Origin of the sequence: Ferdinandcohnia salidurans, from assembly GCF_042680725.1 — a bacterium.
Lineage (GTDB): Bacteria > Bacillota > Bacilli > Bacillales > Bacillaceae_L > Ferdinandcohnia > Ferdinandcohnia salidurans.
The window spans coordinates 420,285-443,116 of the sequence record NZ_JBHUEK010000025.1 but is presented as its reverse complement, the minus strand read 5'-3'; the positions used below and the strand labels follow the sequence as shown (position 1 = coordinate 443,116).

The 22,832-nt window shown below is 42.2% G+C and carries 18 protein-coding genes; 12 read left to right on the top strand and 6 right to left on the bottom strand.

Translation table 11 applies throughout. The features are described from left to right. Positions 1-9: 9 nt before the first annotated feature. Complete coding sequence (locus ACFSFW_RS16500) at positions 10-1,608, bottom strand: hypothetical protein (RefSeq protein WP_388039895.1); 1,599 nt, start codon at positions 1,606-1,608, stop codon at positions 10-12. A gap of 505 nt (positions 1,609-2,113) precedes the next feature. On the opposite strand from ACFSFW_RS16500, the gene ACFSFW_RS16495 reads away from it, so the two are divergent. The 3 genes from ACFSFW_RS16495 to ACFSFW_RS16485 all read left to right on the top strand — a co-directional run bounded on the left by ACFSFW_RS16495 (position 2,114) and on the right by ACFSFW_RS16485 (position 5,125). Further along, a complete protein-coding gene (locus ACFSFW_RS16495) occupies positions 2,114-2,275 on the top strand; it encodes a YwzD family small protein (protein ID WP_304213947.1) in 162 nt (53 codons plus the stop codon). A 368-nt stretch (positions 2,276-2,643) separates the two neighbouring features. Then, positions 2,644-4,500 (top strand): GAF domain-containing sensor histidine kinase, encoded by a 1,857-nt coding sequence (locus tag ACFSFW_RS16490; protein ID WP_388039893.1) that lies wholly within the window; start codon positions 2,644-2,646, stop codon positions 4,498-4,500. Continuing rightward, positions 4,475-5,125, top strand: a complete 651-nt coding sequence (locus tag ACFSFW_RS16485; protein ID WP_304213950.1) for a response regulator — start codon at positions 4,475-4,477, stop codon at positions 5,123-5,125. The genes ACFSFW_RS16490 and ACFSFW_RS16485 overlap by 26 nt, the downstream gene beginning before the upstream one ends. A gap of 112 nt (positions 5,126-5,237) precedes the next feature. Here ACFSFW_RS16485 and ACFSFW_RS16480 read toward each other — a convergent pair whose 3' ends face one another. The 4 genes from ACFSFW_RS16480 to ACFSFW_RS16465 form a co-directional block, all read right to left on the bottom strand. Continuing rightward, positions 5,238-5,942: a YwaF family protein gene (locus ACFSFW_RS16480; RefSeq protein ID WP_388039891.1), complete on the bottom strand. Its 705-nt coding sequence runs from the start codon at positions 5,940-5,942 to the stop codon at positions 5,238-5,240. A gap of 104 nt (positions 5,943-6,046) precedes the next feature. Further along, a complete protein-coding gene (locus ACFSFW_RS16475) occupies positions 6,047-6,202 on the bottom strand; it encodes a hypothetical protein (RefSeq protein WP_388039889.1) in 156 nt (51 codons plus the stop codon). Between the two features lie 393 nt (positions 6,203-6,595). Continuing rightward, on the bottom strand, positions 6,596-7,057 hold the full coding sequence (locus ACFSFW_RS16470; RefSeq protein ID WP_388039887.1) for a hypothetical protein: 462 nt from the start codon (positions 7,055-7,057) through the stop codon (positions 6,596-6,598). A 225-nt stretch (positions 7,058-7,282) separates the two neighbouring features. After that, complete coding sequence (locus ACFSFW_RS16465; protein WP_180271552.1) at positions 7,283-7,441, bottom strand: hypothetical protein; 159 nt, start codon at positions 7,439-7,441, stop codon at positions 7,283-7,285. A gap of 501 nt (positions 7,442-7,942) precedes the next feature. On the opposite strand from ACFSFW_RS16465, the gene ACFSFW_RS16460 reads away from it, so the two are divergent. Next, positions 7,943-8,479 (top strand): glycerol-3-phosphate responsive antiterminator, encoded by a 537-nt coding sequence (locus ACFSFW_RS16460; RefSeq protein WP_388039885.1) that lies wholly within the window; start codon positions 7,943-7,945, stop codon positions 8,477-8,479. Positions 8,480-8,745: 266 nt separating this feature from the next. On the opposite strand, the gene ACFSFW_RS16455 is transcribed toward ACFSFW_RS16460, so the two are convergent. Beyond that, entirely contained in the window at positions 8,746-11,136 is a 2,391-nt protein-coding gene (locus ACFSFW_RS16455) for a bifunctional diguanylate cyclase/phosphodiesterase (RefSeq protein WP_388039883.1), read from the bottom strand. A gap of 258 nt (positions 11,137-11,394) precedes the next feature. Between ACFSFW_RS16455 and ACFSFW_RS16450 the strand changes: the two genes are divergently transcribed. From ACFSFW_RS16450 to ACFSFW_RS16415, 8 genes are all read left to right on the top strand, one after another. Continuing rightward, positions 11,395-11,625: a DUF1659 domain-containing protein gene (locus ACFSFW_RS16450; protein WP_388039881.1), complete on the top strand. Its 231-nt coding sequence runs from the start codon at positions 11,395-11,397 to the stop codon at positions 11,623-11,625. A 36-nt stretch (positions 11,626-11,661) separates the two neighbouring features. Next, positions 11,662-11,877 (top strand): DUF2922 domain-containing protein, encoded by a 216-nt coding sequence (locus tag ACFSFW_RS16445; protein ID WP_388039879.1) that lies wholly within the window; start codon positions 11,662-11,664, stop codon positions 11,875-11,877. A 61-nt stretch (positions 11,878-11,938) separates the two neighbouring features. After that, entirely contained in the window at positions 11,939-12,109 is a 171-nt protein-coding gene (locus tag ACFSFW_RS16440; RefSeq protein ID WP_388039877.1) for a YvrJ family protein, read from the top strand. 131 nt (positions 12,110-12,240) lie between these two features. After that, positions 12,241-17,589 (top strand): LysM peptidoglycan-binding domain-containing protein, encoded by a 5,349-nt coding sequence (locus ACFSFW_RS16435; protein ID WP_388039876.1) that lies wholly within the window; start codon positions 12,241-12,243, stop codon positions 17,587-17,589. 545 nt (positions 17,590-18,134) lie between these two features. Continuing rightward, the gene (locus tag ACFSFW_RS16430; protein WP_388039874.1) at positions 18,135-19,220 is read left to right on the top strand and encodes a YecA family protein; all 1,086 of its coding nucleotides are present in this window, start codon (positions 18,135-18,137) and stop codon (positions 19,218-19,220) included. A 300-nt stretch (positions 19,221-19,520) separates the two neighbouring features. Then, a complete protein-coding gene (yiaK, locus tag ACFSFW_RS16425) occupies positions 19,521-20,525 on the top strand; it encodes a 3-dehydro-L-gulonate 2-dehydrogenase (protein WP_388039872.1) in 1,005 nt (334 codons plus the stop codon). 102 nt (positions 20,526-20,627) lie between these two features. Next, positions 20,628-21,596 carry a C-terminal binding protein gene (locus ACFSFW_RS16420; protein WP_388039870.1) on the top strand — a complete coding sequence of 323 codons (969 nt, stop codon included), beginning with the start codon at positions 20,628-20,630 and terminating at the stop codon, positions 21,594-21,596. Between the two features lie 27 nt (positions 21,597-21,623). Further along, positions 21,624-22,661 (top strand): TRAP transporter substrate-binding protein, encoded by a 1,038-nt coding sequence (locus ACFSFW_RS16415; protein ID WP_388039868.1) that lies wholly within the window; start codon positions 21,624-21,626, stop codon positions 22,659-22,661. The last annotated feature ends 171 nt before the right edge of the window (positions 22,662-22,832 follow it).

Sequence of the window (22,832 nt, the reverse complement as noted above, 5' to 3'; positions counted from 1 at the left end):
CTCACCCCTTTACTCCGAAATCATAGATGCCCGAAGTAGCTCTTGCTGGAAAGCACGTAATCGCTTGTTTATTGTTGCAAGCCTCGTAATATAGTCCTCCCAGACGTCTTCTTGTTTTAATTTTTTATAATGAGTTCGGATCTTGCGCAAATATTTAACGGCTTTTTTATAGCTTGGCCGATTTTTACCCTCAATCGCCTTTGCGACAGCCTGGTGATATAGAGGGAACAATGCACTCCGATCGTGGCTTTCTATTTCTTTTATAATATAACGGTCTATTTCATCGATATCATAGCCGAGCATGATTTGCAGTTCGACCCATTTCCGGAATTGTTCAGTCTCAAGCAAAAAGTCATTGTACTCGACATAACTGTACGGGAGGAGCTTTTTAACGGCATCCATATAAACCGTTTCGTCCTGTTCCTCGGCGTAAGGCATAATGTTTTGTAAAAACAATCTTGTCATGTGGCGCCGGCCTTCATAGCTTTGGATGCCAAAAATAAACGTGCGAATGCCCTCTAAAGCATGGTCAATCCAAGGACGAACCCGGTCCCAACTTTTTGATTCAGATAAATAGGAAATCCACCAGAAACTATAAGGTGTTGCATCGTGCCCAAGCTTTTTCATCGATTCGATGGCACTCGTATCATCCTTTAGTAAAAAATGAAGATGGGCAAAAGCAATCTGGTGTACGGGATGATCCGTGTCTAGGGCACTCTGTTCGATTTCAATCCATTTTTTTCGATTAAAAAATGTCGCCCATAGCAAACGATACATTTGCATGCGCTCATATTGAAACATCGACTGACAAAGCAGTGTCTCACGGACCGGTAGGATGCTTTCCTCAAGGAGCGTGTCAAACGAAAATGGCAGTGACACTTTCTTCATTTCTAATGAATGATCAAGGACGATGTCTGTGAAATTATGAAAATAAGGCTTGATATACGTGTCCACCTGATAGTTTCGCACTTCCATTTGCTCGAGCAACTCGACTGTTTTTCGAATGCAAAAAAGGGCTGCATGTATAAGAAATAAGCGCTTGTACTCTTCCGAATAAGGAGCTTTCCTTTTTAATGTTTGAAAAAAAGAATGGTACAGCGTTGCGAAAAAGTAAATCGTTTTTTCAGGGTGTCCTGATTCAAACCGTTCGTATTCCTTGTCAAAAAGGGCAAGCCAACTTTCGAGTGAGTTTTCCTTGTATTCCACACGCTCTAGGATGCTTCCTTTTTTTACAGGAATTGATTCAAGGGTAGGCTTTGGCTTACTGCCTTCTTTCCACTGCTCAAGCAGAGACCCGACTCGATCAACACTCGCATACATATAGAAAAACAAAGCCATCTGATGACGGCAAAACGCAGTGTTTGGGCACGTACAGCTGCTCATTTCGAGAAAGTCGAGATCAAGTGTAACATCAACAGGTGTGACATCCTGAACGCGTCCTTCCAGCTTCTGCCCGTTGTATTTTACATTATAAACACTCCCCTGCCGGAAGAGGTTTAGTCCTTTTTTGATTAATGTCCGGTCATCTTCATTGTCAAATGTAATCATGCCCCGAAGCTTCTCGGAAAAATGCATGACCGCATCCTTTGGAATATCTTTTTGAAGCAAGCTAGTCTCACTCCCCATATTGCATAGATTAATGAAATCACATCTTTTTATTATACCGTAAAATAGAATGAATTGGCATTTTGGCCTTCGAAAGTGTATGTGTATTACCTAAATTTAGAAAGTTTTTTCAATAGACAGTCGCAAAAAAGAAGCCTTCAGCGTACATGTATAGTAAATATTCAAAAAGGAGGATGAAAAGGACCAAGGAGTTCAAGGCGGTGCAGCTTTGAGTACCGGAGCGTATGCAATTAATACGTGAGGAACGGAAAAGCAAGACAACGCAGAAATTCGATGTGTCATTTTCACCGGACTTTTTGAATTTCCTTATAGTAATTACTTGGCGGAGCTGGTTTCTCCATCCAACCTCCCCAAGAAATCATTTTCTCCCATAGTGTCCTGGCCACTCAGGCGCACTTATCGAACTCTGCTGTGTTGAGGTGTCTCCATCCTTAGCTGTAGCAGGGTTCGAAACCAATGTATTTTTCCAGCTAGGAGTGAACATAATTTGGATCCTAAATCTTCGGGTAAGGATATTTCGATTGATCAGAACCAGGTTAGAAGAGCATTAATTCGTGCTTATATGAAAGGCGAAAGAAGTACAGATATAGATATGAAGAAATTTATAAAAGACATAGCTGACGATATTAAAGGCTCACCTACAGCATAGCCAATAACGCGTAAGCCAACACATAGATTTGGGACAAGAGAACTGTCCGACGCTGTCTACCTTTTGAGGTGGCAGTTTTTTTATTGCGCATAAAAGGACATGATATACTACTTTTGGCTTATTGAAATAATAAATTTGGGTCATAGAAAATCGTGTGTTTTTTTGGGATAATTGTTTCCACAAACATTACAGTTGTTTGTGGTTACCCAGCATTGGTCAGTGGTTTTCAAGCCATTCGACTAGTCTGGGTTTTTATGCGGTTTTAGTGTATTCGTTTTCAATGGTATCATTTGTTATTTTTTCACAGTACATATATTATAATAATAACAGACAATAATTTACAGAATGTTATGATAAGGGGGAGAAGTGTGAAGCTTCCAATGGTGTCCTCCCAAAAGAGGGAGAACTATGCAAAGATCTATATGATTTTAATCGCAATACTTGGCTGGACGGTTGTAGGGTATTCGTTTTTTATTATTGAACCAACTGACGAAATTGCGATTCTCCTATTACTTACAGCATTTTTAGCGTTAATCGAGTATTTTCCGATTCAGCTCTTGAGAGGCTCCACGACGATTACATTTCCTTTTATTTTCGTCATGCAAGCGCTATTTGGGATATCGTATCCAATTATCATTTATGTGATAATCGTGTTAATCATTAATATTCTTCGTCAACGTCCGCTTAGAATTGTTCTGTTTAACCCGGCACAGCTAGCGGTCAGTGTATTTCTTGCAAACTACATATTAAAACATACAACAATCACTCAGGTTCTTGCGACGAACAGTGAATTTTTGACAGGTTTCCTTACATATGGTCTTTTTGTTGCACTCTTTTTTATTATAAATAATCTAATTGTTGATTTTGTCCTGCTGATTCGTCCACAACCTTATCCATTTTACATGTTTAAAGGAAAGACATTAACAGAGTTGGGAAGTGCATTCATTTCCTTGTTATATGGGGTTATCATGGGTTTCCTTGGTGGTCGAACCGTTGACGCGTTCTCACTATTCTTCTTTTTCTCGCCATTGGTAGCAGTCTCGCTACTGTATTCGGTCATCTCCACACTTGAAAATGAAAAGAAACGTTTAAATGCGCTGTTTGCCATTACAACAGGTGTGAATAAGAAAATCCATTCAACCGAGTGGATTGAGACGTTTAAAAATACATTTTCCCAAATCGTTGATGTGCAAGCTCTTATGCTTTGGGTGAAAGAAAATGATGTGTGGAAGATTTTGTATTATGATGGAAGGGTCACTCCCAAAGATGCCTTAACAGGTGAAGCATTGGCCCGTTTTGATGGGAAAAAGCAACCCATTGTCTATCAGGACAGGGTAAGAAAGCTTGGACCCATTGATGAATTTTTTAAAAAGGATATGAAGGCCTTCGTATATTCACCGATGGTCGTCGAGGATGAAACCATTGGAATGCTCGTTGTTGCAAAAAGTCGTGCGCGTAGCTTTGGGGAAGACGAAATCCACTCGATTGCCACCCTGTCGAATCAGCTTGCGGTTGCCGTGAAGACGAGATTTTTAATAGAAGAGAAAGAAAAACGGATTATCCTCGAGGAGCGCAACCGGATTGCGCGGGGTATTCATGATGGTGTTGCCCAGACTCTTGCCGGTGCGGTCATGAAGCTTGAAACGGCCGAACGTAAATTTAATCGAAATCCGGAAGAAACTATCAAACTCATCCGAGATAGCATGGATAAATTAAGACTTAGCTTACGAGAAGTTCGCGAATCCATTTACGAGTTGCGACCATATCCGACCGAGCGGGTTGGCTTGTCAACTGCGATTGAAAAGCGAATTGAAATGGTAAAAGGTGAATACAATATCAAGTTTTCGTTTGATATAAGAGGCCAAGAGGTTCCGCTCAGCTCGATGGTCGAAAAGGAATTGTTTGATATTTTTCAAGAGAGCTTGCAAAACACAATCAAGCATGCAAAGGCCACAGAAATTGAAGTTCTGTTAAGCTATCAAAAGGAGCATATTGTTTTAAAGATCAAGGACAATGGCGTAGGGTTTTCACTGTTTCAGGCGATGGTCAAGGCGCAAAACAACCCTCATTTTGGCATTTTAAATATGAATGACGCCGCAGAAAAAATCAATGCAACCCTCCAAATTGATTCAAAAGAGGGCGAAGGTACGGATATCACATTAACTGTTCCCAAAATGGGACTTGAAGGAGGTAGTACTGTTGATCAAGCTTATGCTGGTGGATGATCATGCTGTGTTACGTGACGGACTTAGAAATATATTAGAGCTCGAGGACGATATTCGTGTTGTCGGCGAGGCGGTTTCAGGTGATGACGCATTGAAGAAGGTACCCATGTGCGAACCAGAAGTGATTTTAATGGATATCAACATGCCTGAGAAAAATGGAGTGGAAGTGACGGGCATTCTGAAGAAAAAATATCCTTCGATTAAGGTACTGGTACTAACCATGCACAACCATGACGAGTATTTCATGGCGGCGATTCGCGAGGGTGCTGACGGATATTTGCTAAAGGATGCACCATCAGAGCAGGTCGTCGAAGCGATTCGTACTGTCGCACGTGGCGAGTCTGTGATTCATCCATCGATGACGAAAAAGCTCCTCAATTTCCATCAACAACAGCAGGAGCAGCCAAAGGAAAACGTGCTAACGGAGCGGGAAATGGAAGTTCTCCAATGCTTGGTGGAAGGGATGAGCAACAAAGAAATCGCGGATCGTCTCTTCATCAGCGACAAAACGGTAAAAATTCACGTCAGCAAGATTTTCAAAAAATTCGACGTCAAAAGCCGTTCCCAAGTCGTCATCTACGCCGTCCAAAACAAACTAGTTCCCATGCAAAACCCTGGGATTTGAGGGTTGAGGGACCAGGGACCAGGGGGACGGTTCTATTGGTTCCATTTTTATGAAAAGGGCTAACAGCCATAAATTTTATTTAAAGACAAAAAAGGCCATTAAGTCGTTTGACTTAATGGCTTTTATCTTTTTTCATCCAGATTGCCATCGGGAGGTAGGTGATGAGAAATACGATAATACCGGCGACTTCGAGGGTTAGGTAATACGTAATGCCGGAGCCGAAATAGGACAGGATCGTTGTGGCTTCGGTTGGGTTTGCTAGATAAAAGAAATTTGTGTCGAGAAGGAGATTGATGAAAAAGATTGGAACAGCGATTAGGTTAAGGAGTAAGAAGGCGGTCCAGACAGCATTTCGCGGAACACGATAGCCCTCGTAAAAAACGAAATAAAGCACGGACCAGGCAATTGTAGCGTGATGAAGGAAGTACTTTAGGAAGCGGTAGTGTGGGAAGTCATGGAATAGTTCGGGAGTCACTAGGCTTAGAATCGGTGGAAGCAATCCTGTAAAGAACACGAGGTAGAATGCTTTTTTACTAGGCTTTAAGAATAGGAAGATACAAATAAAAGTGCTGATTGAACAAAGGTGTAGCGGGAGGGAACTGATTTCCCATTGATTAGTCGCGACTAGCCAAATTTGGTGCGACACTTCACTAGCGACCAAGATGCTGAAAAATGTCCATTTGATGATTGACTGATATGGTCCGAGTTTCTCTCTGAAGGCGATTAGCAGGAAGGTGAGAATCGTAAAAATTAGAAGAGTCACAATATGTGAAACGGAAAACAACTCAAACGTCTGCATTCCCTCAGCTGAAAACATGCTGTCACCCCATTTCTGAATGGTTTCTATTAGTCTATTCGGGGTTTGGTGTGGTTTAGACGTTCGGACAAATTAAGGGAATTAGATTTTTTGGGTGGAGGCTTTTAGAGTGGCTGCCGAACCTGAGGTAGGATTTGGGTTTGTCCGATATATTGTGGTTTGTGTCCGATATAATCAGAATTTTGTCCGATAAAATTTTGGCTATGTCCGATATCCGGATAACTCTGTCCGATATATTCACTTTTTTGTCCGATAACCAAAAAACTCCCCTGATTCGGAGTTGCCAGTGGGTCGCGGGGACAGGTCCCTCGTCCCAGGTAAACAAAGGCCGCTCGGGGATGAAGACCATTTCGAGCAAAAGATAGAATCAAAGAGTCCTTCATAAGCGTGATGAAGACCATTTCGAGCAAAAAATAGAGTCAAAGAGTCCTTCATAAGCTAATGAAGACCATTTCAAGCAAAAAATAGAGTCAAAGAGTCCTTCATAAGCGTGATGAAGACCATTCCCAGCAAAGAATAGAGCCGAAAAGTCCTTCATAATTGAATGAATAACACTCGCGTCGAAAATTCCGATGAAAATGATCTTCAGCCCCTGCGCCATCGCTGCCCAATGTGGAACCACGAGAACCGTCCCCGTGACCCCGCCCCACCACCTAATGATACGACCACAAAATCGTCCAGTCGCCGTCTTCGTGTACGACGAATACATCTTGTTGGATGGTAAAGGTGCCGTATGTGCTTTTGTAGGTTTGAGTGATGGGCACTTTATAGACGTCGTGAAAGGTTGTGGTGTTTTTGGCCATTTGCCAGCTTTTGAGGTGTTCAACGTCTTCTACCGTGTATTTGAAGGTATCGGTCCCGAAGTGACCCACAAAGACATGGTTGCGTTGCTGGATGTAATCGGCTTTTTCAAACCGCTCCTGCATCAGGGGATGGAACAATTCCCATGAGCTCCCGAAATCCGCATCTTGTTCGAATGTATAAAAGGAGTGGACTATCTCCTTCGCATCCTCCTCCGGTGATGACCGAAACAATGAAAAAAGCAGGAACACAATCAGTATAGCCCCAACTGAAACCAGAATCAGCTGAATCGGCACTCCGCGTCGTCGTCTCATATGTAAACAAAAGCCTCCTTAAGCTTGTTTACTAATATGGATATGCCCTCGGAAGATTGTCCTAGTACAAGAACAAAATAACTTTATGGGTCAAGAATCGAACCACCGCGGGACAAGGAACCTATCAGTACGCCCCACCCCACTATCCTATGTGGATCACGAGAACCGTCCCCGTGGTTCCCACCTGTGGCGAAGTCAACCCTGCACCAACAAAAAAGCTAGAGCTTAGACTCTAGCGTTGGTTTTACTGAATCGAGTTAAAAATGGACGGCGTGGGCCGTTTTTGACTCGTATGAAATAAATCCGATCCTCGAGTCGTTTGTAAAAGCGAACTCCGACGATACTGAATGGTGTCCAAATTTCTTTAAACGTATAATAAGGCACTTTTAGAACTCCTCCCCCAATCTTAATAATGATCTCTATTTATCATTGATATTTTTGAATTATCTGAAACTAATAATTATAGGATAGCATGTCCAATTTGCGCAAAATGTGGAAACGTGTAGAAAAAAATTAAAATTTTTTATGCATTTTTAGACAAAAATCGCGAAAAAAGGCCTGTTTTAGGAAAGTTGCCCTAAAAATACCCCAATAATCGCTATAAAATAACATCGATTTTCCCAATATACATTTTTCTAATACATTGGTAGTATATAATTATAGTAAAATACTAGATTGGTAGGATTTCCTGTCGAACTAGTGTGTTCATTATTGTTAGTTAATGTAGAGAATGGGGTTTTCTACATTTGACTATAAATTTTTCACCTGTAGACTTTTTTCTCTTTTGCCCTGCTCCAGTGTGAGTAGGGTCTTTTTTTTGCAGTTTTTTCAAAAGTGAAGGGAGTGTATACTACTTATAAAAGACGGTAGAAAGAGGGGAGACAGTTGGATCAAGATATATTGCCCGCGTCTACGACGATGAAGGAATTCGAGTCCTTTTTAAAAAGTAAATATGAAATTGGGATTTTTACGGAAATTCACATCGCTCAGTTGAAAAATATTAATCGAATGGCAAGGGAAAATGGGAAGAAGATGATCTATCATGTGGATATGGTACAGGGGATAAAAAGTGATGAATATGCGACCGAATTTATTTGCCAAGAATTTCGACCATATGGGCTGATCTCGACGAAATCAAGTGTCATCCTAAAGGCGAAGCAAAAGGGAGTATTCGCGATTCAGCGGATGTTTTTAATTGATACTCATGCTCTTGAAAAAAGCTATAAGTTGATTGGGAAAAATAAACCCGATTACATTGAGGTGCTGCCTGGGGCCATGCCTTGGATGATCAAAGAGGTCAAGGAAACGTTGAACATTCCTGTGCTTGCGGGTGGACTCATTCGTACGAAAGAAGATGTGCAACGAGCACTTGAGGCGGGAGCGACGGCGATTACGACCTCTAAAAGGGAGCTTTGGGTATAACGCTAAAGCTCTTTTTGAATTATTTTGGCATAATTTGTTGGTAAGTTTTTATGAAAACGTTGTCATTATTCCGTTATAATGTAAGTAAGAGAAGATGAAGGGGGCGAAGTGATGGAAGAGAATACGAACCCATTGGCAGTTGGCATGGTGTGGGGAACGACATTGAGCATTCCCTTGTGGATCGCGTTTTTTGGTTGGATTAAGCTTCTATCACAGCTCTTCTTATAATCGGAAATGAACCATGGGGACGGTTCCCATGGTCCCTGTCACTTCAAGGGACCAAGAGAACCGTCCCTGTGGTTTTTTAGCCACTTTTCCTCGAATTCGGCTTTTGGGAGTGGCTTGCTGTAGTAGTAGCCTTGGCCGAAGCTGCAGCCTTCTTGGATGAGGAAGTCGAGTTGTTCCTTTGTTTCAATGCCCTCGGCGACGACTTTGACGTTCAAATTATTGGACATTTGGATGATCATGGTGATGATACTTTTGGATTCTTTGTTAAAATCTTTGATGAATGACTTGTCAATTTTTACACAATCAATTGGCAGTTTGTGAAGAACACTTAGGGAGCTATAGCCGGTGCCGAAATCGTCAAGACTGATGCTGATTCCTAGCTTCTTCAATTGCAGCACATGATCGATTGATTTTTCCAAGTTGAGTAAGGCGCTTTCTGTGATTTCGATGTCTAAGCAATTGAGACAGGCAGCCCCACCTGCGTTCACATCCTGGATAAACCGAAAGAGATTCTGCTTTTCAAAATGCTTTGCTGAGATGTTTACCGAAATTTTTCCGAACGTAAAGCCCGCGTTTGCCCAGGAATGAATCGATTCTAAAACTTGTGTAATAACCCATTCACCGACATCCACGATTAGGCCAGTATCCTCCAACACATGGATAAAGACATCCGGACTAACGATCCCTTTTTCAGGGTGATTCCAGCGTAATAAAGCCTCAGCGCCACGTAAAGTGCCTGTTTGGATATCAAATTGTGGTTGATAATACAATTCAAATTGATTTTTCTCAAGGGCTTCTTTTAGGTCCTGCTCAAGTAGGAAGCGTTCTTCGACCTTTTTTAAGAGTTTCTCGTGATAAAATACAATGTCACTTCCGTCATTTTCTTTGGAGGCATACATTGCAAGGTCAGCCTTCTGAAGTAATTCCTCTATGGCTTTGGCGTCGTATGGGAAACGTGCAATACCAAAGCTTGCAAAAACCTCTAAAGTAAACTCCTGATAAGTAATGGGCATGCGAATTTTGTCTGCCAAGCGAAGTACAATCTTTTCAGTACCTTCGCACTCTACAACTGGAAGAGTAACAGCAAATTCATCTCCGCCGATATGGTAGGCAACACCATCGTCATTATTCTCTCGAAGTCGGTTGGCCACTTCAACTAAAACAGCATCACCTGCTAAATGTCCGTAGCGGTCATTGGTCTTTTTAAATTCATTTAAATCAAGGTATACAAGGCTAAAAGGGATTTGCTCCGCCATTTTTTGGGCCATATCCTCACTAAGCTTTCGTTTGTTCGGCAGATTTGTGAGGGGGGCATGGTAGGCCATGAATTGAACCTTTTCCAGATTTCTTTTTTCTTCGGAGATGTCTTTAATGATCCCGTAGATTCCATGTATCTTATCATCGACCGAAATCGGAATATTTTTAACAGTTAAATCTATAATTTCACCAGCAGAATTGTACATTTGAACTTCATACTCAACCACTTCACCAGCCAACGTTTTTTCAAATTGCTGTTTCGCAAATGTCTGGTCGTGTTCAGGTATGAATTGGAGATAATGCATTCCGGTAATTTTTTCTTTTTCCATATCGGCAAGCTTTTCTGCAGTTAGATTTAAATCAATAATGGTTCCTGTTAGGTCCATCATGATAATCGCGAGCGAATTTAACTCATAGAGAGAGCGATAATAGCGCTCCTGGCTTTCTAGTTTTCTTTGCTCAGCAAGTAGTTTTTGCTGATACAAATTACCGATTAATGCAATGAACATAAACAAAAATACACTTAATAAAAGGAAAGGCACAATGACATTGCCTGTATACATTTGATCATCGTATGTTATCACATGCTGAAGTCCTTTGATCGAGAGCAGATGATGACTGATCATGGATATTCCGAATAACACACCGATTAATCCTGTTTTCACCGAACTGTTCTCTAGAAGTTTCTTTTTAATTAAATGGCTGGCAACCATATTAAGAATGAAGCTAGTAACCACGCTAAGTAAAAACCATCCATTGTAAAAAGAAAGAGTGAAGGCGCTGTTTGATATGATGATTGTAAAATAGGCAGCACTACTTCCGATCGTAAAAAGAATCGCTGGAACAAGATACGGGGTACTCCGATTTAAAAGTAATTTTAATCCTAAAAAGCTCGTTATGAACATCATCACAAAAGACACACAGAATGCCGTAATTCGAAATTGAACAGTAGAAAATTCGAAAAGACCAGAAACGCCCACAACAAAAGCTGTCTTGGTTCCAAGGCTAAAGGTTAGGGTAGCGAGTAGAAGCCAAATGATCCCGATTCGTTTATTTGATTTCGGGACCAGGTTTAACGCGATATCAAAGCAAATAATGCTCGCAGAAAGCGCAATAAAAATGGAAAATAGGGAGTAAGCAATATTGAGTTCGGACATAAAAATAGAAATCATACGTACACCTCAGCGACATGCAAATGTAGGATTAGTATGAGCCATTAGAGGGAATTTAATGGGACTTCCGAGAATTTTTTCTTTTTGGGGTATAAGATGGGTGAAAAGGGGTCATCCTGTATAATGTATTCCCCCCCTTTGTTATATATTTTTGTTGACCTCCCTAGTGGAGGTATTTTTTTTGCCCAAAATTTTAAATGTGATGCCCCTTTTTGCCCCTCACACCTCTATAACAATAGTGTAAAGGAGGTGAGGGACATGGCAGCAAAACAGGAAATTCTAGATACACAGTTACGTCTAGTGTTTGAAAACGGTGTGGACGGTAAGGGTAAGCTCATCTATAAAAACAAAAACTACAACAATATTAACCCTTCTGTAACAGCGGATGATTTACATTCAGTTGCAACTGCAATCATCGGTCTTCAAACATTAGAACTATCTGACATCGAGCGTAATGATAGCTTTATGTTAGTAGGCATTGCTGAGTAATTTTTTGATGGATTTTTAGGAAAGGGGGAGTAACGAATGGCAAAAACACTAGAAATGCAGTTTACGAATATGGCTGGAAAAACAGCAACCGTTTCGATTGAAAATCCAGTAGAACCTGTGGATGCGGTAGCACTTACCGCAGCAATGGATTTAATCGTAGCAACAGATGCATTCCTAACATCGGGTGGACCGATTGTATCGAAAAAAGGCGCACGTATTGTAGAACGTAATGTTGAAGAAGTTCAACTTTAATTAAAATGGAGCCAGCTCTCTTTTGGGAGTTGGCTCTACTTTTAGAAAGGAGGAAATGTAGGTGGGGGAACTATTGCCTTTTATCCAAGAGGTTGGCTTTCCAGTCGTCGTGACATTCTATCTGCTACATCGAATCGAATCAAAGCTAGATAGTGTCATAGACTCGATTCAAATGCTGCCACATAGCATGAAGGCCGACCCTCCATATGAAACGAAGAAAAATATATCGTAAAGAACGAACACCTGACTTAGATGAGTCGGGTGTTTTTTATAGGGGTAAACTGGTCTAAAGTCTAAAAAAAGGAATGAATAAAAGGGAAGTTGAGAAACTAAGACGAGAAGATCGATAATGAGGTGTTTCGTTTGGAGATTCGAGGGTATAAGCTTGAAAAAAATAATAATGAATATACATTAGTCGTCTATGTGGAGTCTCATATGACAGAGTTTGCATCTGAGTTTGGCAACCATTTTCATCAGGAAAAAAAGGACCTAAACACACAAATTCGCCATCTTGTAAAAGAAAAATTCCCGCACCTGCCGGTTAGGGTGGCAAAGGTGTTAGCGGGTTCGATGCTGATCACCACTTTTTACTTAGGAGCAACCGCACCAAATGTGGGGGCGCAAACCACTAGTGGTCAAACGCAGTCAGTCTATGATATGTACACAGTAAAAGCAGGTGATACGCTGTACTCGATTGCGACTCGTTACAATGTATCGGTCGATTCAATCAAAAAAGTCAATGGGCTTACATCGAATATGTTAGTTGTCGGCCAACAACTGAGGCTGCCGTTCTTTACATATACCGTAAGTTCAGGCGATACACTGTATAACATTGCAAAGCGATATAACACGTCAGTGGACCAAATTCGAAGTACAAACCAACTAAAATCAGACATGCTGATGATTGGCCAAAAACTGAGAATTCCGCAACTCCAAGCTGCAAGTACGACAACACCACCGCCAGTGGAAGAGACAGCAACACCAGAAAACGTACCAACACCGGCACCTACGCCGGAAACATCGACTTATACAGTCATAGCGGGCGATACGTTATATGGAATTTCTGTAAAATTTGGAACGACCGTTGATCAGTTGAAGTCCCTTAATAATTTGACGACAAATGTGCTTAACATTGGACAGGTGTTGAAGGTTCCTGGGACGACGGGCCAAGTGCAACCTGTGGAAACGGCTCCTGCACCGACTGAACCCGTGTCTACACCGACTGAACCAGAACCTGCGTCAACAAGTCCAGCTCCAACTACGTCGTATACGGTTTCGGCAGGCGATACCTTATATAAGATTTCGCAACGATTTGGCGTATCGGTAAGCGATATACAGACTGCAAACAATTTAACTTCAACAAATTTATCAATCGGCCAGGTGTTGACGATACCAGGAGCGACTGCGCCAGTAGTACCGGTGCCTCCGCCTGAAGAGCCCGCGCCACCACCTGCCGACACTATCGCGCCAATCGTGCCAACTCTCGCACCGCTTCCATTGGTTTCAACAGCCAATCAGTCGAATCTTAACGTGGCAGGTACGACTGAGGCAGATGCGTTGGTAACAATCCGAATAACGGACGAAGTTAACGAGCCTAAGACCATTCAAGTCAAAGCGGATGCAAATGGTGCGTTTAAGACAGGAATTGATCTGTCGGGCTTACTTGATGGCTCGCTAACAATCACAGCAACAGCAACGGACGAAGCGGGAAATAGGAGCACAGAAGCAATCCAAACCATTAAAAAAGACACAAAAATTGATGCGCCAACGATGGTTAATACGCAAATCATCAACAGCCAATCTATGACCGCTTATCCTGTAAGAGGTACGGCTGAGCCTGGATCACTTGTCAAGATCGTCTTTTTTGATGGTGTAAATGCACCGATTACCACGGAGGTTCTGGCGAATGAAAAAGGAGAATTTAATGCATTAGTCAACCTTGGTAAATTACGCGATGGCCCAATTTCAATCACCACGAAAGCCGTGGATTCATTTGGTAATGAAAGTGGTATGACAAAACTTACGGTAAAAAAGGATACCACAATAGATGCGCCCGTTTTTCAGGGGCTTGCGAACATCACTGGTGAGAATGTTAACGGCTATACATTCGCGGGAACAGCGGAGCCACATTCAACCATTACAATTCGCGCCACAGATGGAGTTAACCCAGCCGTGGAGGCGAGGATTACCACGGGTGAGAATGGTGATTTCCGGACAAATCTCGATTTATCAGGTCTAAATGATGGAACGATTACGTTTACTGCAACCGCCACTGATGAAGCTCAAAATAGTTCGAAACAGCAGCAGGTTACGGTAACAAAGGACACATTCGTCGGTGGGCCTGTTCTTGATACAAGGCAAACGATTACGACGCAAAATGCCAATAGCTATACGTTGGTAGGGATGGCCGACCCGGGCTCGACAGTACAAATTGTTTTATCTGACGGAGTAAATCCTGAGCTGACAGTGGAGGCTGTTGCGAATGACAGTGGTGAGTTTCGGACAAATGTTGACCTTCGCGCCTTGAATGACGGGGAAATTTTTATCACGACAAGTGCAATCGATGAACACGGAAATCGTAGTGAGGTCGAGCAAGCCACCTTAATCAAGGAAACGACTCTTGCGCCACCAGTGATCAGCAATACGGAGATGATGAATAGTAAAAATGAAGCGAGCTATCACATTTTTGGTGTGGCACAGCCGGGGGCAACTGTTGATATCACGGTGTCTGATGGGGTGAATCCTGATATTATCACATCGACAACCGCGAACGAAAACGGTGAGTACAATATCGCAGTTGATGTGAGCGCCTTGCTAGACACGAGCCTAACGATTTCCGCGTTTCAAACAAGCGCGGCGGGTATTACAAGTAATGTCAGCAATAGTACAGTTGAAAAAGATACGCAAGCGCCAACTGCGCCGATTTTTCACAACGATCATTTCATCACTACAGAAAATCAGGCAAACTACGAGTTGCTCGGAAAAGCTGAGGCAAATACGGACCTCCAAATTCGCATCTTTAACGAAAATGGCCAGGAAAAAACGGTCACTGCAACCACAAATGAAAACGGGGAATACCGTGTGCCAGTTGACCTAACGAAATTTTTGGATGGGGATTTGTCGTTTGAATTGACCCAGGTGGACCAAGCAGGGAATGTGAGTCCTGCAGTAACGAAGACATTGATCAAGGATACGGTGGGGCCAAACGCGATTCAAATGGAAACTCCACTGCCGATTTTTTCGGACAATGTTCTAACGTATCCAATTCGAGGTGTAGTAGAGCCACATGCTACAGTGGTCGTGGAAATTTCTGACGGTGTCACTGCGATTACGAAAACGGTTGAAACGGATGGCGAAGGCAGATTTGAGGAAATCTTTGCCTTGGGTACGCTCAGGGATGGCGAACTCACAGCTACATTCCGTGCGACCGATAACGCGGGTAACGTTGGTGAAGCGCAAACCTTTACCCTTGAAAAAGATACATCAGCACCGGCTGGTGTGGTGACGAATCAGCCTACCTATGTCAACAGCGGGAACCAGTCCAATTTTACAATTACGGGCTCGAGCGTTGAAGAAGGCGCAACGGTTGAGATGGTTGTGAGTGATGGCACGACAACGGTGAGGCAGACCGTTCAGGTTGTAAACGGAGCTTTCGGCGCCAGTTTTAACCTGTCAGGGCTGAAGGATGGGACGCTGACCTTTGAAGCGCGACAAACTGACCGTGCTGGAAATAGAAGTATCGCTGAAGCGACAACCATTGTGAAGGATACGGTAGTTGAAAATGCGCTCGCAACGAAAAATGGCTTCCGTTACGAAAACCTGCAGTACATTTATACCGTCATTGGAACCGCTGAAGCAAATGCAAAGGTGGAAGTTTCCCTCTTTGATGCCGATAAAAATGTGCTTGTAACGCGAATTGTGAATGCGGACGAGAATGGATTTTATTCCGCAGATGTATTTGTCGACAATGCTTCCAAGGTTGCATCGGCATCTGTTACTCAAACCGATGTCGCTGGAAATACGAGTGAGGTGACGAATGTTTCATTAAGCTCGTACACAGTCACGCAGGGTGATTCCTTGTATGCCGTGGCGAAGCGTTATAATACAACAGTCGATGCACTGATGTCGCTGAACAATTTGACGAGTGACACGATTCAGTCGAACCAAACATTGCGCCTGCCAATAACGGCGAGTGAAGTTGTCAATCTTGGGTACATGTATTTTGGAAATACGAAGCAATATGTGAATACCGTAAATTCGACGGGGCATGCGGTGAACATTGTGTCGCCAAGCTATTTTGATATCAATACAGATGGAACGCTGAAGCTCACTTACCAGGTCGACCCTAATTTTATCGAAACCATGCACCGACAAGGAATTCGTGTGGTTCCATTTTTAAGTAATCATTGGAACCGTGATGTCGGTCGTGCGATGCTTGCAAACAAGGAGCTTGCGGCCGGGCAAATTGCCGATGCGATCGCGCGCTACAACTTGGATGGGGTCAATGTTGATATTGAAAATGTGACCGATGCTGACCGCGCAAACTATACGGAATTTGTAAGGTTGCTGCGTGAAAAAATACCGCCGACAAAGGAAGTGTCGGTTGCGGTGGCAGCGAATCCAAATGGCTGGGCAGCAGGCTGGCATGGGTCGTATGACTACACAAGTCTTGCGAAGTATGCGGATTATCTCATGATTATGGCGTACGATGAGAGCTATCAGGGAGGCGACCCTGGCTCGGTCGCAAGCTATTCGTGGGTTGAGAAATCAATCCAGTATGCACTCGCGCAAGATGTTGCGCCAGATAAAGTTGTCCTTGGAATCGCACATTTCGGACGCTATTGGATTGAGGGTCAAAGCTATGGAGGCTTCGGAATTTCGAACACGCACGTTCAGACGATGATTGACCGCTATAATGGGACCGTTGTGTTTGACGAAGTAAGCAAAACACCAAAAGCGATTGTCACGATTAAAGAGGACGATCCCGTGACATATGTAAATGGCTCTCAGCTTTCTCCGGGAACCTATACGATATGGTTTGAAAATGAAGAGTCGATAGCTAAGAAGCTTGAGCTTGTCGGCAAATATAACATTCGCGGTGTCGGCAACTGGAGTCTCGGCCAGGAAAACAAAAATGTCTGGAACAGCTACACAACGACATTGCCAAACACGGTTCCTGTCGTGTCGCCAGTATATACGGGGCCAGCCCAAAACTATAAAACGTACACCGTATCGGCAGGCGATACGCTCTGGGGAATCGCCAATCGAAACGATACGACTGTTAGTGAATTGCGGGAAGCAAATGGCCTAACGACGGATTCGCTTTTTGTGGGCCAAGTCTTACGGATTCCGACGGACGAGGCAAGTGTAGTCACACCACCTGCTATGACGGCACCTGAAACTGGCACAACTGCACCCGTGTATACGGTGAATTATACAGTAGTAGCGGGCGATACGCTGTCAGGAATTGCTGTTAAAAATGGCACGACCGTGACCGCCATTAAAAATGCTAACAACTTAACATCGGACATGATCTACGTCGGGCAAGTATTAAAAGTGCCAACAAATGTTGTCGTTCACACAGTGGCATCCGGCGAAACCCTGTACAGTATCGCCAAGCGATATAACACTACCGTTGCCAACATTAAAACAACCAACAATCTAACAAGCGATATACTCAGTATCGGACAAACGTTGAAGATACAGGTTTAGTTTATGAGGACCCGAATGCCTTTCGTGGGCATTCGGGTTTTTGGTAGTGGAGTGAATTTGGGCTAGTGGCAGTATTTTGAGAGTAGCGGCAGTAAATCTGGATTAGTGGCAGTATCCGTATCCTGGCTAGTGACAGTAATTTTCAAACAGTGACAGTATTTCTGGGATAGTGGCAGTATTTTGAGATTAGTGACAGTAAATCGACGGTTCGTTTACCTCACAAAAATTTAAGCGAAAGTGCTATCGGCCATAAACTCATTTTATCAGCCATATTTTTCGATTATCAGCCGAAAATTTCATTTATTGGCCGTAATTTTTAATTATTAGCCGTAAACCTTCATTTCAGTTTTTAGATTGTCTTTATTTTAATAAAAACCATCATTCACAACTGCTGATCGCAAGGTAAAATGCAGTTTTATCGCCGATTTAATTAAAATATTACCAATAGCATGAATTTATCGCCAATAGGCTACATCGCCCACTGAATTATCCAAAAAATGTGATATGATAGTGTCATAGGATATCAGAGAAGGGTGAATAATTTCATGAAGGTAGCGGGACGGAATAACCAATGTACGTGCGGAAGTGGGAAAAAGTATAAAAGATGCTGTGGACGGTCTGCGGTAGTTTCCATTGATCAAGTCGTTGAGAATGAACTGAACGATGTCCAACATGATATGTTCCAGTACGCCATTCATTTGTATGATGAGTTTTTTGATGATGTTTTGGATGAGTACGGTGATATTTTTGATGAGCTACCAGATGATGTGTACGAGTTATTTTCATTCTTTTCACGCGTTTGGATCATTAGTTCGATTCCGGCTGATGGGAAAACGATTTTAGAAGAGTATGTCGACACGTACGGTCCAAAATTTAGCCGCCCGCGGACACGCGACCTTTTACAGAGATGGAAGGCAGCAAGACCTTCTGCTTATACGGTAACTGAAGTTGATGAGCGGAGAACGTATATGACGGTTCGGGATATTTTTACGGAAGATGAGCATCAAGTGCGCATTTATGAGACGGAGACAGATGTGGAAGTAGGCTATTTTGTGTTCGGAATGTTACTGCCTGCAGGAGCGAACTCAATCTTTTTCCCGACATTTCTGGAATTGCCAACGGAATTTGCGGGCGATATGCGTACTATGATTCTCGAACTCTATAAACAAAGCGGTGAGACGAGTCCGGTTGAATTTATGTCGAATGAATTTATCGATGTATTCATGACTTTTATGTTCGGAAAGGCGAGAATAACTGCGGATGATTACCAGTGGCAGACGCCAAAACAGCAAGAAGTCGCAGAAATGTTTCAGATTCGGATGAAAGAGTACGATTACGACGAGGATATCGTTGGAATTGGACTTTCGCTATGGCATAAATACTGCAAGCGCAAAAATCCAAGGATCATCAAAACGGGTATTTATGAGGCGGCTTTGGTCTATATGCTCGAAATGATATATCCGTACGAGGGTCTTTCTACACATGAAGAGCTTGCTGAAGAGTTTGATGTGTCACCAAGCAGCATCTCGACAAAATTTAGAGAACTCGAAAAAGTCCTTCAGGAAGAACTCGAGAAATACGATGAAATTATCAATGGCCCTGATATAGATGATGAATTTTTGTTCGATTAATAACAACCAATGACAATCCATTTGATGGGTTGTTTTTTTGTGGGTTAAAACTTTGTTAAGGTGAATTTTAGCAAAAAACGAATATGTAAAATTTTCTAAAAAAGGGGATTGCTATTTCTACTATCGCTATGTTAGCATACTTGTATACAAGTACTCATGTATTTCAAAATTCACTTAAGTAAGCAAACTATATTTTTTTAACTGCTATGAAAGGGCTTACTTGACAAAAAAGACCATTTTCTTGCAAAAAAAGGGTCCGTAACGGATTCTAGGTGCCAGGAAACACAGAGGAGGATATAAATGTATATTGCTTTTGAGGATATGAAGCATGAAGTTAAACAAGCATTTTTACGAAATGGACTTAGCGAAGAGCAAGCAGAGCTTTGTTCACAGGTGCATACGGAAAACAGTAGAGATGGAATTGAATCTCATGGCTTGAACCGTGTTCCTCGTTTTCTGAATTACGTTAAAAAAGGTTGGGTCAATCTTGATGCTGAGCTTGAATTACTGAACAGCTTCGGTGTTGTTGAACAATATGATGGACATCGTGGTATCGGTATTATCAATGCGAAAAAAGCTTCACAGCGCGCGATTGAATTAGCGAAAGAAAATGGTGTTGGAATTGTGGCTTTACGTAACACAACACACTGGATGCGCGGTGGTACATATATTCTAGATATGATTAATGAAGGATTAATGGGAATTAGCTGGACGAATACAGAATCTTGTATGCCAGCATGGGGATCTGCGAATCAAAACATCGGAAACAATCCAATCTGTATGGGTATTCCTAGAGAAGAAGGTCCATTTCTACTAGATATGGCTGCAAGCCAATTTTCTTGGGGTAAAATCCAAGTAACACGCCTTGCTGAAAAACAGTTACCATTTGCAGGTGGATTTGATTCTGAAGGTAATGTGACAACAGACCCAGGTAAGGTTGAGGACTCTGGAAGAATTATGCCTATGGGTTACTGGAAAGGCTCAAGCTTTGCGATTTTACTAGATTTATTTGGATCTGTTCTTGCGAACGGTAACACGACCGCTATGATGGATGAAATTAATCAAGGAAGCTGTACAGGGTGTTCGCAAATCTTCATGGCATTTGATCCAAAGCGCTTTATTACAGAGGAACAAATGGAATCGATTATCCAGGGCACCGTAGACCAACTAAAGAATAGTACACCAATACAAGAAGGTGCGACAGTACGTTATCCTGGTGAAGGTCAAGCAGCAGCTCGTGAAAGAAGTAAGACAGAAGGCATTCATGCAGACGATTCTGTTTGGGAAAAGGTTAAGAGTCTATAAGACTTTTACCTTTTTCAGCAGACATGTAGTGTGGAGAATTCACTCAATTGACAGCGCTTGCGGTTGATTTGTGATGAAAATTGCGGAGGTGTAGTAGACAACATGACTGAAAGAAAAGTGATTATTACAGATTGTGATCATGATAATTTTGATGCAGAGCAAACGGTATTTTCGAAGGCAGGTTATTCATTTGAATTGCTTCAGTGTAAGACGGAGGATGATGTGATTAACCAGTGCCAGGGTGCAGTAGCATTCATTAATCAATATGCACCGATTACAGAAAAAGTGTTTGCTAGTTTACCAGATTTGAGGTTTGTCGTGCGCTACGGAGTTGGTGTTGATAACGTCGACTTGAAAGCGGCAACAAAATATGGCGTTCAGGTTTGTAATGTGCCTGATTACGGAACGAATGAAGTGGCGGACCATGCATTGGCTTTAATGTTAGCGTTAACACGGAAAATTCCATTCATGAATCAGCTTGTAAAATCGGGTACATGGGATTATTCAAAAAGTATTCCGGTCTACCGCCACAGCGTACAAACTGTAGGAATCATCGGCCTAGGTCGGATTGGTACAGCTTTTGCTCATAAGGTTCATGCACTTGGTTGTAGGGTGATTGTGAATGACATTCATGAAAAAGAAACATATCCAGACTTTGTCGAGTTTGTTTCACTTGAAGAATTGCTTACACAATCAGATGTGGTTTCCATCCACTGTGCCCTAGACACGTCAAGAAATTTAATTAGTGAAAAAGAGCTTCAACTCATGAAGCCTTCTGCTTATATTGTCAATGTTTCCCGCGGCGGCATCATTGATGAGGATGCTTTAGATCGCGCCCTTGAAGAAAACTGGATTGCTGGAGCGGCCATTGATGTGGCAAAGTCGGAGCCAATGAGCGCGGATGCTACATTAATGAGACATGAAAACTTCCTGATTACGCCACATATGGCTTGGTATTCAGAGGAAGCAGCAGTTGAGTTGAAACGCAAGGTTGCAGAGGAAACAGTCAGATTTTTAAATGGGGAGCAGGTTCATTACGCTGTTAACCAACTAACCGTAGGTAGTAAATAAATTTAAATATATAGGAGTGAAGGGAAAATGAAAAAGGGGTTTAAATTATTTTCAATTCTTGCAGTAGCAATCCTTATGATGTCATTCTTGGCAGCATGTGGAGGAGGCGGCTCTGAGTCGGCTTCAAAGGGAGATTCCGAAGGTAAAAAGGATACAAAGGTTTTAAAACTAGGCTTTAACCAACCTGAAAATCATCCACAATTTCAAGCGATGGAAGAATTCAGTGAAAAGTTTTACGAAGAAACAGATGGCGCTTATAAAATTGAAATCTATCCAAACGAATTACTAGGCGCTCAGCGTGAAGTTCTTGAGTTAGTTCAATCTGGTACAGTTGCAATGTCAATCACACCAGGAAGTTTATTAGAAAACTTAAACCAAGATTTCGTTGTATTTAACTTACCGTATGTATTTGATTCTGTTGAACACCAACAGGCTGTTCTGAACAATCCTGATGTAACAGGTGAGTTATTCTCTTCTTTAGAAGGAAATGGTTTAACGGTTCTAGGTGGATTCCACGGTGGCGTGCGTAACGTCTATAACAGTGAGCACCCAGTTAATACGCCTGAAGATTTAGCGGGTATGAAGGTTCGTGTTATGGAATCTGATACAAATATCCAAATGATGAAGCTTATGGGTGGCGTTGGTACACCAATGGGACAAGGTGAAGTATATACGGCTATTCAGTCTGGTGTTATCGAAGCAGGGGAAAACAACGAGTTAATCTATAACAACTTAAAGCATGTTGAAATTGCACCATATTATTCTTATACAAAGCACTTAATGGTTCCTGACTATCTAATGATTAATGCAGATGTGTTAAAAGGCATGTCTGAAGAGCATCAAAAACTATTAAAAGAAGGTCTTACTTCAGCATTCGACCGTGAATTCGAATTATTCGCTGAGTTCGTTGCAGAAGCAAAAGCAGCAGCAGAAGAGCAAGGTGCTAAGTTTAACGATGTTGATATTACAATCTTCCAAGACGCAGTTGCACCATTATTAGAAGAAAAATTAGCAAATGATTTCCAAAAAGATCTATATGAAAAGGTACGCGAATTAGCTCAATAAAGTGAAACTACATGTAGGGGGCTGCTTTATCTCCCTATATGTTAGATGAGCCCACATGATGTGCGTTCTTAGTCTTTGTTCTTCATAATCGGGCAGTCGCTCCCCCTTACTCATTGACTTCAATTGAGGTCACCGATTATGGGGGATCATGCCTATTAATGCGGGATAAAT

Coding starts and splice junctions, on each gene's coding strand:
- ACFSFW_RS16480 (WP_388039891.1), bottom strand. CDS start 5,942: ATGTTTTCAGCTGAGGGAATGCAGACGTTTGAGTTGTTTTCCGTTTCA.
- ACFSFW_RS16455 (WP_388039883.1), bottom strand. CDS start 11,136: ATGATTTCTATTTTTATGTCCGAACTCAATATTGCTTACTCCCTATTT.
- yiaK (WP_388039872.1), top strand. CDS start 19,521: ATGTATATTGCTTTTGAGGATATGAAGCATGAAGTTAAACAAGCATTT.
- ACFSFW_RS16420 (WP_388039870.1), top strand. CDS start 20,628: ATGACTGAAAGAAAAGTGATTATTACAGATTGTGATCATGATAATTTT.
- ACFSFW_RS16415 (WP_388039868.1), top strand. CDS start 21,624: ATGAAAAAGGGGTTTAAATTATTTTCAATTCTTGCAGTAGCAATCCTT.
- ACFSFW_RS16445 (WP_388039879.1), top strand. CDS start 11,662: ATGGCAAAAACACTAGAAATGCAGTTTACGAATATGGCTGGAAAAACA.
- ACFSFW_RS16430 (WP_388039874.1), top strand. CDS start 18,135: ATGAAGGTAGCGGGACGGAATAACCAATGTACGTGCGGAAGTGGGAAA.
- ACFSFW_RS16470 (WP_388039887.1), bottom strand. CDS start 7,057: ATGAGACGACGACGCGGAGTGCCGATTCAGCTGATTCTGGTTTCAGTT.
- ACFSFW_RS16450 (WP_388039881.1), top strand. CDS start 11,395: ATGGCAGCAAAACAGGAAATTCTAGATACACAGTTACGTCTAGTGTTT.